The organism is Ferrimonas sp. SCSIO 43195, assembly GCF_023716685.1.
In the GTDB taxonomy this organism is placed as follows: domain Bacteria; phylum Pseudomonadota; class Gammaproteobacteria; order Enterobacterales; family Shewanellaceae; genus Ferrimonas; species Ferrimonas kyonanensis.
The window spans coordinates 4,009,361-4,022,240 of record NZ_CP072679.1 but is presented as its reverse complement, the minus strand read 5'-3'; the positions used below and the strand labels follow the sequence as shown (position 1 = coordinate 4,022,240).

The window sequence follows — 12,880 nt, the reverse complement described above, 5'->3', positions numbered from 1 at the left end:
GGAGGCCAATGAATCGTTAGCGTCAATACCATCCTGCTTTATAGCCGCCGCCTGGCGGCTTCTTTTTGAGTGCGGCTGCCAGGTTGCCGCCATCAATGGCCATCATTTCCAGCCACAAAAAAAGCCGCCATAGGGCGGCTTTTTTCGAGACCGAAGGCCTTAGTTCTGGAAGGTGGCATCCCAGTCGCCGTAGTTCTCGTCACCGGCAAAGATGGTCAGCTCAGGCTGGCTGCCCAGGGTGGCTTCGATCAGCGCGGCGATGCGAGCGGCCTGCTCTTCGATGTTGGCTTCGGCAGTAAAGAAGTGGATGGCCACATGATACTGGTTATTGAAGTAGGCCAGGAAGGTGCCCACGGTGTCATTGGCGGCGTTAAATACGGCTTCGTCCAGCTTTTCGAACAGGGCAATGTCGCCGTCGAAACGGATGTGAACGCAGGTGGAAGCGAACTCACCGATGGCCAGCTTTTTCAGGTGGCGAGGTTTGTGGTGACGCTTGACTTCCGGTTTCGGGAATTCGGCAACGGCGGTAATGTTCATCTCTGTCTCTCTCGTCTACAGCAGAAGGGGCGCTGCCGGATGTGGACAGCAATGGGCGGCGTAGGCCGCGGTTTCAGCGGCGCTACTCTAGCCCAGATTGGGGCAAAATTCCAATGACGACATGCAATTGATCGGCCCCGATCGCTGCCGGGATCCCGGCGGCGGGGTTTTCGCTGCCCGGTCAGGGAAAATTACACAATGAGCGGATCGGGTATGCGGGGTAAACAGGCTGGCGATTAACTGGCATAAAAGCGGTTACATCACCATCGCCGGTGACGTAACCGCTGGGCATCAGTTCAGTTCACTGAACAGCGAGGTATGGAAGCTCTTTTCACAGAAGTGGCATTTGAGATCCGTCTGTCTGGGCTTCTGCCGCACGTAGAACCGGGTGGTGGCAGGCTCATGATGGGTGATGCAGTTGCTGTTGGGGCAGCGCAAGACGCCATCGATGGACTCGGGCAGTTGCACCAGGTACTTGTTGACCACCTCAAAGTTACGAATCTCATTGATGGTGGCCTCGCTGGCAAACAGCGCCAACTGGTTGGCCTGTTCGACGGTGAACACGGTGTTCTCCACCTTGATGAGGTCCTTCTTGGCCTCATCGCCACTGCGCAGGTTCAGGCCGACGGTGATGCGTTCGTTCTTGTCGGTCAGTTGAAAGAACTTGAGAATGCGCACGCCCATGCCGGCGGGGATGTGGTCGATGACGGTGCCGCGCTCAATGGCTTCTACTTTCAGTTTGTTTTTCGCCATGATTACAACTCCTCAGACAAAACCAGGGCCAGCAGTGCCTGGCGGGCATAGACACCGTTTTCAGCCTGCTGGAAATAGTAGGCGTAGGGGGTGGCGTCGACGTCGGTGGTGATCTCATCGATCCGTGGCAGCGGGTGCAGAATTTTCAGGTTGTCTTTGACACCACCCAGCATACCCGCCGACAGCACGTACTTGGATTTCATGTGCTGGTATTCGGTGGGATCGAAGCGCTCTTTCTGCACTCGGGTCATGTACAGCACGTCCAATTGCGGTAACACCTGCTCCAGATCGTCCACATGGGTGAAACGTATGCCGGCATCACTGAGTTCTTCGCACAGGTAATCCGGCATGCGCAACGGCTCCGGGGCGACAAAGAAGAACTCGCAGTCAAACAGCGACAGCGCCTGGGCCAGGGAGTGAACGGTGCGGCCGTACTTCAGGTCACCGACGAAGGCGACCTTCAGCCCCTGCAGCGACCCTTGAGTTTCGTAGATGCTAAACAGATCCAACAGGGTCTGGGTCGGGTGCTGGTTGGCGCCGTCGCCGCCATTGATCACTGGCACACTGGAGTACTCACTGGCCAGTCGCGCCGCGCCCTCCTGCGGATGGCGCATGAAGAAGGCATCACTGTAGGAGGAGATGACTTTCACCGAGTCGGCCAGGGTTTCGCCTTTTTGCGCCAGCGAGGTATTGCCGCCGGAGTCAAAGCCGATGACCGAGCCGCCAAGGCGCTGCACCGCGGTTTCAAACGACAGCCGGGTGCGAGTGGAGGCTTCGAAGAAGCAACTGGCGATCACTTTGCCGGCCAGCAGTTGCGGTCTGGGGGTGGTTTTAATGGATTGAGCAGTGGAAACGATCAGTTCCAGCTCACTGCGGGACAGATCCGCAATTGAGACGATGTTCTTATTATACAGAGGGTTTGTCATGCTGAATCCCTAGGTTTCGGCATTCACCGAATGTGTCTGCGGGCCAGACACAGCCGGAACGAAATTGTAGCATTATGGCGCCGGTTCGCCTACAGGCGGTGGGTAAAAAACGCCGGTTTAATGGACGGTAATGGGGTTCAGTCTGCTGGCGTCAGCCACCGTGCGCTTGTGGCCCTGAGCCGGGTTGTTCGATCCGAGCCGCGCCGAGCCATCGAATCGACACCACCGCGGGTGCTGGCAAGGGCGAGGTGGCGATGCTGGCAGTACACTCTGTGGCCAAAGGGTGCTATAGTCGCCGCCCTTTTGCCATCGGTTCACCCCATGGCAGCGTTCGTGGCCGTTTGCCACTGAAGACCATGGAGTACCGATATGTCCACCGCTTTCTCTTCTCTGCCTCTGTCCGGCGCCTGCCTGGATAACTTGTCGCAACTGGGCTTTAGCGAAATGACGCCAATTCAGTCGCAGTCCCTGCCGGCCATTCTGGCGGGCCAGGATGTGGTGGCCAAGGCCAAAACCGGCAGTGGCAAGACCGTGGCCTTTGGCCTGGGGCTGCTGAATAAACTGGATCTGTCGGTTCAGGGCACCCAGGCGATGGTGCTGTGCCCCACCCGCGAACTGGCGGATCAGGTCACCAAAGAGATTCGTCGCCTGGCGCGGGCCATTGCCAATGTGAAGGTACTGACCCTCAGCGGCGGTGTGCCCATGGGGCCGCAGATGGGCTCGCTGGACCACGGAGCCCACGTTATCGTCGGTACCCCGGGCCGAATTCTTAAGCATATGAAAAGCGGGCGCATTCGGCTTAAGCCGCTGAACACCCTGGTGTTTGATGAGGCCGATCGGATGCTGGACATGGGATTCGAAGCCGACATCGACGCCATCCTAGAGTTGTTGCCGCAGCGACGCCAGACCCTGCTGTTCTCCGCCACCTACCCGGAGCAGATCGATGCCATGACTCACCGGGTTCAGCGCGATCCACTGATGGTGACCGTCGAAGGCAGCGAAGCCCAGGACAAGATCGAGCAGCGGTTGGTGGAGCTGAACCCGGCCCAGAAAGACGACGCGCTGCTGGCGGTGCTGGCTCAGTACCAACCGGAGTCGACCGTGGTGTTCTGTAACACCCGCCGCGCCTGTCAGCAAGTGGCCGAGGTGCTGGAAGACGCCGGCGTGTATGTGGTGGCGCTGCACGGCGACCGGGATCAGCGCGAGCGGGATCAGACTCTGGTGCGCTTTGCCAGTAAGAGCGTATCGGTGCTGGTGGCGACCGACGTGGCGGCCCGCGGCTTGGACATCAAGGATCTGTCTCTGGTGGTCAACTACGACATCGCCTTCGAGAGTGAAGTGCACGTGCACCGCATCGGCCGTACCGGCCGCGCGGGCACCAAGGGCCGTGCCATCAGCCTGGCCGCCGGTGGTGAACTGCATCGGGTGGAGGAGATCGAAGCGTTGCAGGGCCAGCCTATCCCACGCCTGCCGTTCTCTAAGCTCAGCGTACCGGCCCGCATCGATCTGGTGCCGCCAATGGTGACCCTGTCCATCGGTGCCGGTCGCAAGAGTAAGCTGCGTGCCGGTGACATTCTTGGGGCATTGACCGCCAAAAAGCGGATCCCGGGCAAGGCGGTGGGCAAGATTGAGATTGCCGATCGGCTCTCTTACGTGGCCATCGAGCGCCAGTGGGCCAAAGAAGCGCTGCAGGTGCTGCAGGGTGATAAGATCAAGGGCCGCAACCTGATTGTGCGCATGCACCGCTGAGTCATGATCGCGCCGAGTAACGGCAACAAAAAAGGGCAGCCTCGGCTGCCCTTTTTGTTTCTGTGGTCGCGGCTTAGGCGGCAATCTTGGCCAGCACCCGCTCGGCGGCGGCGATGGTGGCATCGATGTCGGCATCGCTGTGAGCCAGGGACAGGAAACCGGCTTCATAGGCGGACGGGGCCAGGTTCACCCCTTCTTCCAACATGCCGTGGAAGAAGGCATTGAACTGCTCCATGTTGCACTGGGTCACCTGCTGGTAGCGGGTCACTTTCTCTTCGGTGGTGAAGAACACGCCGAACATGGCGCCAACGTAGTTGACGCTCATCGGCACACCGGCTTTGTCGGCGGCGGCTTTCAGGCCCAGCGCCAGTTTTTCGGTCTTGGCGGCCAGGGCGTCGTAGATGCCAGGCTCGCGCAGCAAGTTCAGTTGCGCCATACCGGCTGCCATGGCGATGGGGTTACCGGACAGGGTGCCGGCCTGGTACACCGGACCCGCCGGGGCCAGGTACTGCATTACGTCGGCGCGGCCGCCGAAGGCACCGACAGGCATGCCACCACCGATCACCTTACCCAGGCACAGCAGATCAGGCTTGACGCCGTAATGGCCGTGAGCACCGGTCAGGGAGACGCGGAAACCGGTCATGACTTCATCGATGATCAGCAGGGCACCGTGCTCGTCACACAGGGCGCGCAGACCTTCCAGAAAGCCTTCCACCGGTGGGATGCAGTTCATGTTACCGGCAACCGGCTCCAGAATGATGGAGGAGATCTGGCCCGGGTTGGACTCAAACAGCGCCTTCACCGACTCCAGGTCGTTGTAGGTGGCGGTCAGGGTGTGCTTGGCGAAATCCGCCGGAACGCCCGGGCTGGTCGGCTCACCAAAGGTCAGCATGCCGGAACCGGCTTTCACCAGCAGGCAGTCGGCGTGGCCATGGTAGCAGCCTTCGAACTTGATGAACTTGTCACGGCCGGTGAAGCCGCGGGCCAGGCGCAGGGCGCTCATGGTGGCTTCGGTACCGGAGTTAACCATGCGCACCTGCTCAACGTGAGGCAGGATGTCACACACCAGTTCGGCCATCTCCACTTCAGAGGCGGTCGGAGCACCGAAAGACAGGCCGTTGTCGGCCGCTTTGACCACCGCTTCGCGGATGGCGCTGTGGTTGTGGCCCAGAATCATGGGGCCCCAGGAGCCGACGTAATCGACGTACTGCTTGCCGTCGACGTCGTACAGGTAGGCGCCGTCGGCGCGCTCGATAAATACCGGAGTACCGCCCACGCCTTTAAAGGCGCGTACGGGAGAGTTCACACCACCTGGGATGGTTTTTTGAGCCTGTTCGAACAGGGATTCGGAGCGATTCATCGTTATCCTTCCTGGGTTGGGTGGCCGAGGCACACCCGGTCATGAGTAATTAAGTGTACGGTCGGAGTCCGTGCGGGCATTGGCCGGACGAACCCCTGAATGCGTCTGGAAACTGTGTGCATGGTATCGACAAATGCCACCTGAATACAGTTCCCCGGTAGATCGAAGCAGGGTGGCATTTTGTGACCTGTGTTGGCAAGGACGGCCATCACAGTTGCGTCATTAGTCATTCTAAAATCGCCGTGCCCGTATCTCCTGCCTGAGCATGGACCAGGTGATGATGCCCACCGGGTGCTCCGGGTGCTCATCATAGATGTACACCGCTTTCTGACGGTTGCGGTTGAGCAACTTGTGAACCTCCGCCAGGGTGGCGGTCATCGGCAGGCCAAAGGCCTCGGTGCGGGTCAGGGGGGTATCGTCGTCGTAGTTGGCGTGCAGGGCCACCAGCTCACAGCCTTGAGGCAGTCGCAGCAGCAGTCGCTGTTGGTGGGCGTCGTTCATCAGTTGCAGCAGCTGTTCATCGGTCTGTTTGGGGGTGCCGATGACAAATTGGCGGTCGGCGATGGCCATGACGCCGGTTTTTTGCAGCCCCAGCTCCGTCGGCGACACCCGGTAGTCCAGCCCCATGGCGTCCAGTTGCCGCAGGAAGATGGAGCGGGAACCAAACACGCTGTAGGCCAGCAGATAGGCGGGCAGGGTCACCAGCAGTGAGGGCAGGATGATGCTGGCATCCTGAGTCAGCTCCAGCAGCGCCAGCAGGGCCGCCATGGGGGCGTGCAAGCAGACGCCCATCATGGCGGTCATGCCCAGTACCGCGTACAGCGGAATGTAGGCCTGCATCTGGGGAAACAGCGGTGTCATGCCCCAGGCAATCAGGCTGCCCAGTACTGCTCCGATGCCGTACAGCGGGCCGATGATGCCGCCGGGAATGCCCAGCCCCAGGGCCACCCAGGTGGCGAGGATCTTGGCCCCAAGCAGCGCCAGTAACAGCCACAGCCCGGGGTTGTCACTGAGGGCGATGGAGACGGCGGCATGCTCGGTGCCCAATGCCTGCGGCAGCTGCAGGCCGATGGCGGCGGTGCAGGCTCCGGCCAACAACAGCTTCAGGGTCAGTGGCCAGCGACTGGTGGTTTCGGTGATGGTCAGCAGGCCATGGCTGAACCCGGCGGCGACGCAGCCGATGATCAACCCGGTGCCCAGCAGCAGCGGGTATTGGGCCAGGGGGATCACGTCCATGCTGAAGTGGCCGTAGAGGTGGGTGTTACCAAACACGCTCTGAGTGACCACGCTGCCGGTGACCGAAGCGATCAGTATCGGTAGGAAGCTGTGAATGCGGTATTCCCGCAACACCACCTCCAGCACAAACAGCACCGCCGCCAGCGGCGAGTTAAAGGTGGCGCTGATGCCAGCCGCTATGCCACAAGAGGCGAGGATCGACAGGGCGTTGTCCGGCAGTTTCCAGCGACGGGCAAAGCCGGTGGCCACCGTGGCACCCAGGTGCACCGCCGGGCCTTCACGGCCAACGGAGAAGCCGCTGGCCAGGGCGATGACGGCGCTGAAGAACTGGTTCATGGCGCTGCCTAACGGCAGGCGGCCGTAGTGAAGTTTAATGCGGTGGATGACGTAGGCGATCCCCAGACGGCGGTATTTGCTGGCGGTAACCGCGGCGATAATTGCGATCCCTGCCGCACCGGCGATGGGCAGAAGCGCTCGCCATTGCGGCGGCAGGCCGCTAAAATCGTCCGGGCTGTCGAGGATGAAGCCCTGGCCTAAATCGATGACGACCCGAAACAGCAGCAGCAGCACACCCGCTGCCAGGCCCACAAGCAGGCCAAGCAGGCACAGGTGGATGCTGAGCTTTGCCTGAGAGAGCGTTAGGTTGCTGTTCCGGAACATAATATTGAAAGCGATTTCAAGTGACTAAAGTCTAACAACAAAAAGTTTGTTTCACTATGCAGAATTGGAAACATCGTTGGCACGGTCTCAAACAGTTTGAGCGCCAATTTAATCCCAGAGGCTTGGTTTTGGTGGCGATCCTGCTGGTGGCGGTGGCCGCTGGCTACCTGCTGTCCTGGCCGCAGCGGTTGACCTTGCAACAGCAGCAGGAAAACGCCCAGGTGGCGGAGCGACTGCAAAAGGAGCGGATTCGGGTGTTGACCGAGTCTCACGCGGCATTGGAGATCGAGCTGGAAACCGAACGTCGCTCCCAGGCTGATACCGTCGCCATGATGGCGCAGTTGCGTCAGCAACTGGCCCAGGCGGAAACCGAACTGACCTTTTATCGCAACATCATGGCGCCGGAGCAAAATGCCGACGGGGTGGTGATTCATGAAGTGGCGGTGGAGAACAGTCACAGTCCCGGTCACTTCCGCTACAAGTTGGTGCTGACCCAGCAGAAGAAGCGTAAGCGGTTTGCCAAAGGTCAGGCCTCGATGTTGCTGACCGGCAGCCAGGATGGCAGTCCGACCACGCTCAACCTGGAGCGTCTTGGGGTGGAACGGTCACAGCTGAAATTCTCGTTCCGTTACTTTCAAGAACTGGAAGGCAGCTTTGATCTGCCTGAGCACTTCGTTCCTGAACGGCTGACGGTGAAGGTAAAAACCGCCGCCGGTGGGGGCCAGAAGGCGGCCTCCACCGAGCAGGTGTACGAGTTTGCGGTGCTGACCCAGCCGGCCAGCGATGAGGGATCGCCGACATCGGTAACGGACAAAACTTGAACCTAACAGTCGGGTATTAGATAATCCGCGCAGACAGACGTTTTAGAGGTACGCATGACAGCTGCAGCAGAACAAGCAATGCCGATCCAATTCTCCGATGCCGCCGCCATTAAGGTGAAAGGGCTGTTGGAGGAGGAAGAGAATCCTAATCTGAAATTGCGGGTCTATGTTACCGGCGGTGGATGCAGCGGTTTTCAGTACGGTTTTACCTTCGATGAGAAGGTGAATGACGGAGATACCACCATCGACAAAGAGGGCGTGACCCTGATCGTCGACGCCATGAGCCTGCAGTATCTGGTTGGCGGTATGGTGGATTACACCGAAGGGCTGGAAGGCAGTCGTTTCTTCGTCAACAACCCTAATGCCACCACCACCTGTGGCTGCGGCGCGTCGTTCTCCATCTGAATCACGATCGCCATAATGCAAAAAGGCACCTTTGAGGTGCCTTTTTTGTTTCAGAGGATGTGAGCTCCCTTTTTCCGACCGCGGCTTTCACGTAACCTTGTAACGTCGACGTAAAAGGAGTTACTCACTCGTGAACAAGATTACCCCGCCAGCCCGTCGCTGGTACCGTCACCCCTATGTTATCGCCAGCACCATCAGCGTGTTATTGGTTCTGTGGGTGGCCTCCGGCCAATTCGGCAATGCTGCCGAAGAAGCGCCGCTCACCGAGGATACCGCCACCAGCGAGGTACCAGTGACCCGAGTGACGGTGAAACGCATCACCTCGTCCGAAGTCACTCGCGAGGTGCAGCTATACGGCCGTACTGAGCCGGATCGCATGACCCGAATTGCGGCGGAGATCGGCGGTCGGGTGTTGAAAGTGCACGCCAAGCGCGGTGCCAAGGTGAGCCAGGGCCAGCTGTTGATCGAACTGGATGCTCGGGATCTGCCGGAGCAACTGCAGAGTGCCGAGGCGGTATTGGCGCAGCGGGAGCTCGATTACCAGGCGGCCAGCAAGTTGGCTAACCAGGGCCTGCAAGGCAAGTCTCAACTGGCGCAGAATCTCAGTGCGCTGGAGCTGGCCCGGGCAGAGCTGAAGCGGCTGCAGCTGGCGTTGGATCATACCCAGATTCGGGCGCCGTTTAGTGGCGTGTTCCACCAGCGCATGGTGGAACAGGGGGATTACGTCGGCGTCGGCGACCCTGTGGGTGAGCTGGCGGACCTCGACCCCCTGGTGGTCAAAGCCAATGTCACCGAAAGTGACATCGCCCAGTTGAGCCTGGGTCAGGCGGCCCGCGCCCGTTTTGTCGATGGCAGAACCGCCCAGGGCACGGTGCGCTACATCGCCACCGTGTCCCATGGCGGCACCAACACCTTCGACATCGAGGTGGCATTCGACAACGCCGATGGCAGCCTGTGGGCCGGTAAGAGTGCCGAGCTGTCGTTGCCGCTGGACAGCCATTACGCCATCAAGGTGAGTCCGGCGCTGCTGGCGCTGGACGAGGCCGGCAACCTGGGGGTCAAGTCGGTCGAAGACGGCCTGGTCAAGTTCATCCCCATTGAGGTGGTGATGGCCGATGCCGAAGGGGTGTGGACCGGTGGCGTTGGCAAGCAGGTGGAGATCATCACTCAGGGCCAGGGCTTTGTTCGCGATGGCGACCCGGTTGAGGTGGTGTACGACCAGGGAGACGGCGCATGAGTACCCTGCTGGCTGGACTGCTGAGCCGGGTACGACCGGTGCTGATGGTGTTTGTGATGCTGCTGCTGGCCGGGGCGGTCACCTATGTGCAGATCCCCAAGGAATCGGAACCGGACATCACCATCCCCATTATCTACATCTCCATTGTGCACGACGGCATCTCGCCGGAAGACGCCGAGCGAATGCTGGTGCGGCCGATGGAGACCGAACTGCGCTCCATCGAGGGCGTGGACGAGATGCGCTCCACCGCCTCCGAGGGTCATGCCTCCATTGTGCTGGAGTTCGAGGCCGGGTTGAATCCGAAACAGGCGTTGGCGGACGTGCGCGACCGAGTGACCCTGGCCAAGGCCAAGTTGCCGTCCGACACCGAAGAGCCCGAAGTGCACGAAGTGACCATGGCCGAGGAAAATCCGGTGCTGACGGTAACCCTGTCCGGACCGATTCCGGAGCGAACCCTGGTGCAGATCGCCAAGGCGCTGCGGGACAAGCTGGAGTCGTTTCCCGAGGTGCTGGAGGTGGAGATCGGAGGCGATCGCGATGACATCGTCGAGATCCTGGTGGATCCGCTGTTGATGGAGAGTTATCAGCTCGACCAGAACGACATCTTCAACCTGCTGTCGCGCAACAACCGCCTGGTGCCCGCCGGCACCATGGACACCGGCCGCGGCCGCTTTGCGGTTAAGGTGCCGTCGGTGTTTGAAACCATCAAGGATGTGATGGAGATGCCCATCAAGGTGCAGGGAGAGCAGGTGATCACCTTTGGCGACGTGGCCACGGTGCGCCGCGCCTTCAAAGATCCCAACTCCTACGCTCGCCTGGATGGCAACAAGGCGATCTCGCTGGAGGTCAAAAAGCGCCCCGGGGAAAACATCATCGCCACCGTGGCCAAGGTCAAGGCGGTGATGGCCAAGGCCAGTGAGCAGTGGCCGGACTCGTTGCAGGTGACCTTTACCGGCGATCGCTCCGAAGAGGTGGAGCAGATGCTGTCGGATCTGCAAAACAACGTCGCCTCGGCCATTCTACTGGTGGTCATCGTTATCATTGCCGCCCTGGGAATGCGCAGCGCCGGCCTGGTGGGGCTGGCGATTCCAGGTTCCTTCCTGACCGGTCTATTGGTGCTGGCGGTGTTTGGGCTGACAGTCAACATGGTGGTGCTGTTCGCGCTGATCATGGCGGTGGGGATGCTGGTGGACGGCGCCATCGTGGTGACCGAGTACGCCGACCGGCGCATGACCGACGGCGCCGACCGGCGCGCCGCCTATCTGGAGGCGGCGCAGCGCATGGCCTGGCCGATCATCGCTTCCACGGCCACCACCCTGGCGGCGTTTGCGCCGCTGCTGTTCTGGCCGGGCATCATGGGCGAGTTCATGAAGTACCTGCCGATGACCCTGATCGCTACCCTGACCGCCTCGCTGGTGATGGCGCTGGTGTTTGTACCGGCCATGGGCAGCCTGTTTGGCAAGCCGCTGCCAATGACGCCGACCCAGAGGGAGAATCAGCGTCTGGCCGAAGAGGGGGAGCTGACCTCGTTGTCCGGCTTTACCGGTACCTACATTCGCACCTTGGCGGTGGCCATCAGCCATCCGTGGAAGGTGTTGTTGGCGGTGCTGCTGGTGCTGGCCACCATTGTTGGCAGTTATGTGAAATTTGGCGCCGGGGTGGAGTTTTTCCCCGATGTGGAGCCGCCGGGACTGAATCTGTATGTGCGCGCCTATGGCGATCTGTCCATCGACGAGAAGGACGAGATCATGCGCGACGTGGAGCAGCGGCTGCTGGGAATGGACAGCCTGGAGACCCTCTACAGCCGCACCGGTGGCGAAGACCGGGCCGGCTACATTCGCCTGAATCTGCTGGATTGGGATCAGCGGGTTCCGGCGGATGAGGTGATCGAAGAGGTTCACCAGCGGCTCGCACCGCTGGCGGGCATCGAGTATGAGCTGCGCAAAGACGAGAATGGCCCGCCCACCGGCAAGGCGCTGCAACTGGAGCTGTCTTCCAAGATTCCTTCGGCCCTCAATGAGGCGGTACGGACCGTGCGCCGGACCCTGGAGCAGGATGGCCGCTTCATCAACATCGAAGACACCGGCTCCAAGCCGGGGATCGAGTGGCAGCTGAAGGTGGATCGCGACGATGCCGCCCGCTTCGGTGCCGATGCCACCCTGCTGGGCAACACGGTGCAGTTTGTGACCTCCGGCCTGAAGATTGGCGAGTACCGCCCCGACGATGCCGATGACGAACTGGACATTCGCGTGCGCTTCCCCGAGGACAAGCGTCACATCCTCAGGCTCGACAGTTTGCGGGTAAAGACCCAGTACGGCCAGGTGCCGGTGAGCAATTTCGTCGAGCGGGTGGCGGCGCCGAAGGTGGACTCCATTCGCCGCATCGACGGCCATCGGGTGATGACCATCAAGGCGGACATGGCCCCCGGGGTGCTGCTGACCGAGGCCCTGCCAGAGCTGCAGCAAACCCTGGCGCCGCTGCTGACCGACAACCGGGTCAGCTACCGCTTTACCGGCGAAAACGAAGAGCAACAGGAGTCCCAGGGCTTTTTGGTCAACGCCTTCATCATCGCCCTGTTCGTGATGGCCATCATTCTGGTGACCCAGTTCAACAGCTTCTATCAGGCGTTTTTGATCCTGACGGCGGTGCTGCTGTCCACCATGGGGGTGTTGCTGGGCCTGTTGGTTACCGGTAAGCCCTTTGGCATAGTCATGTCCGGCATCGGTGTGATCTCGCTGGCGGGGATTGTGGTCAACAATAACATCGTGCTCATCGACACCTTTAATGTGCTTCGGGCCCAGGGGCTGAGGTACCGGGATGCGATTCTGCGTACCGGCGCCCAGCGACTGCGACCGGTGATGCTGACCACCATCACCACCATCTTAGGCTTGATGCCGATGGTGCTAGAGACCAACATCGATCTGATCAATCGTTACATCGAGGTGGGAGGGCCGTCCACTCAGTGGTGGTCGCAGTTGGCGACGGCGGTGGCCGGCGGGCTGGCGTTTGCCACCGTGCTGACTCTGGTACTGACTCCGTCGCTGCTGGCGATCCGTGCTCGGCGTCAGGAGCGGCGCCTGATGGCTCAGGAGCAGCGTTTGATGGCGCAGGCCGCATCGACCTGAGGCTAGGATTGTGATCCTTAAAAAAGGCAGCCTTGGCTGCCTTTTTTTATGCCTCTCCCCGTGGGGAGTCC

The 12,880-nt window shown here is 60.6% G+C and carries 10 protein-coding genes; 5 read left to right on the top strand and 5 right to left on the bottom strand.

Annotated features, from left to right (window positions below):
* Nucleotides 1-159: 159 nt before the first annotated feature.
* From J8Z22_RS18495 to pyrB, 3 genes are all read right to left on the bottom strand, one after another.
* The gene (locus J8Z22_RS18495) at nt 160-537 is read right to left on the bottom strand and encodes a hypothetical protein (RefSeq protein WP_028114500.1); all 378 of its coding nucleotides are present in this window, start codon (nt 535-537) and stop codon (nt 160-162) included.
* 291 nt (nt 538-828) lie between these two features.
* Complete coding sequence (gene pyrI / locus J8Z22_RS18490) at nt 829-1,290, bottom strand: aspartate carbamoyltransferase regulatory subunit (protein WP_028114501.1); 462 nt, start codon at nt 1,288-1,290, stop codon at nt 829-831.
* A gap of 2 nt (nt 1,291-1,292) precedes the next feature.
* Complete coding sequence (pyrB, locus tag J8Z22_RS18485; RefSeq protein WP_252007446.1) at nt 1,293-2,216, bottom strand: aspartate carbamoyltransferase; 924 nt, start codon at nt 2,214-2,216, stop codon at nt 1,293-1,295.
* A 369-nt stretch (nt 2,217-2,585) separates the two neighbouring features.
* Between pyrB and dbpA the strand changes: the two genes are divergently transcribed.
* Entirely contained in the window at nt 2,586-3,965 is a 1,380-nt protein-coding gene (gene dbpA / locus J8Z22_RS18480) for an ATP-dependent RNA helicase DbpA (protein ID WP_252007444.1), read from the top strand.
* Between the two features lie 73 nt (nt 3,966-4,038).
* On the opposite strand, the gene hemL is transcribed toward dbpA, so the two are convergent.
* Nucleotides 4,039-5,325, bottom strand: a complete 1,287-nt coding sequence (hemL, locus tag J8Z22_RS18475; RefSeq protein WP_028114504.1) for a glutamate-1-semialdehyde 2,1-aminomutase — start codon at nt 5,323-5,325, stop codon at nt 4,039-4,041.
* A gap of 231 nt (nt 5,326-5,556) precedes the next feature.
* Nucleotides 5,557-7,221, bottom strand: coding sequence for a chloride channel protein (locus tag J8Z22_RS18470; protein ID WP_035416289.1), 1,665 nt, complete (start codon nt 7,219-7,221; stop codon nt 5,557-5,559).
* A gap of 56 nt (nt 7,222-7,277) precedes the next feature.
* Here J8Z22_RS18470 and J8Z22_RS18465 point away from each other — a divergent pair, with 56 nt between their 5' ends.
* The 4 genes from J8Z22_RS18465 to J8Z22_RS18450 all read left to right on the top strand — a co-directional run bounded on the left by J8Z22_RS18465 (nt 7,278) and on the right by J8Z22_RS18450 (nt 12,809).
* A complete protein-coding gene (locus tag J8Z22_RS18465; protein WP_252007442.1) occupies nt 7,278-8,042 on the top strand; it encodes a DUF6776 family protein in 765 nt (254 codons plus the stop codon).
* Nucleotides 8,043-8,096: 54 nt separating this feature from the next.
* Nucleotides 8,097-8,447 carry an iron-sulfur cluster insertion protein ErpA gene (gene erpA / locus J8Z22_RS18460; RefSeq protein ID WP_028114507.1) on the top strand — a complete coding sequence of 117 codons (351 nt, stop codon included), beginning with the start codon at nt 8,097-8,099 and terminating at the stop codon, nt 8,445-8,447.
* A 130-nt stretch (nt 8,448-8,577) separates the two neighbouring features.
* Nucleotides 8,578-9,684, top strand: a complete 1,107-nt coding sequence (locus tag J8Z22_RS18455; protein WP_252007440.1) for an efflux RND transporter periplasmic adaptor subunit — start codon at nt 8,578-8,580, stop codon at nt 9,682-9,684.
* Nucleotides 9,681-12,809 carry an efflux RND transporter permease subunit gene (locus J8Z22_RS18450; protein WP_252007438.1) on the top strand — a complete coding sequence of 1,043 codons (3,129 nt, stop codon included), beginning with the start codon at nt 9,681-9,683 and terminating at the stop codon, nt 12,807-12,809. Before J8Z22_RS18455 ends, J8Z22_RS18450 begins: the two co-directional genes overlap by 4 nt.
* Nucleotides 12,810-12,880 lie beyond the last annotated feature (71 nt).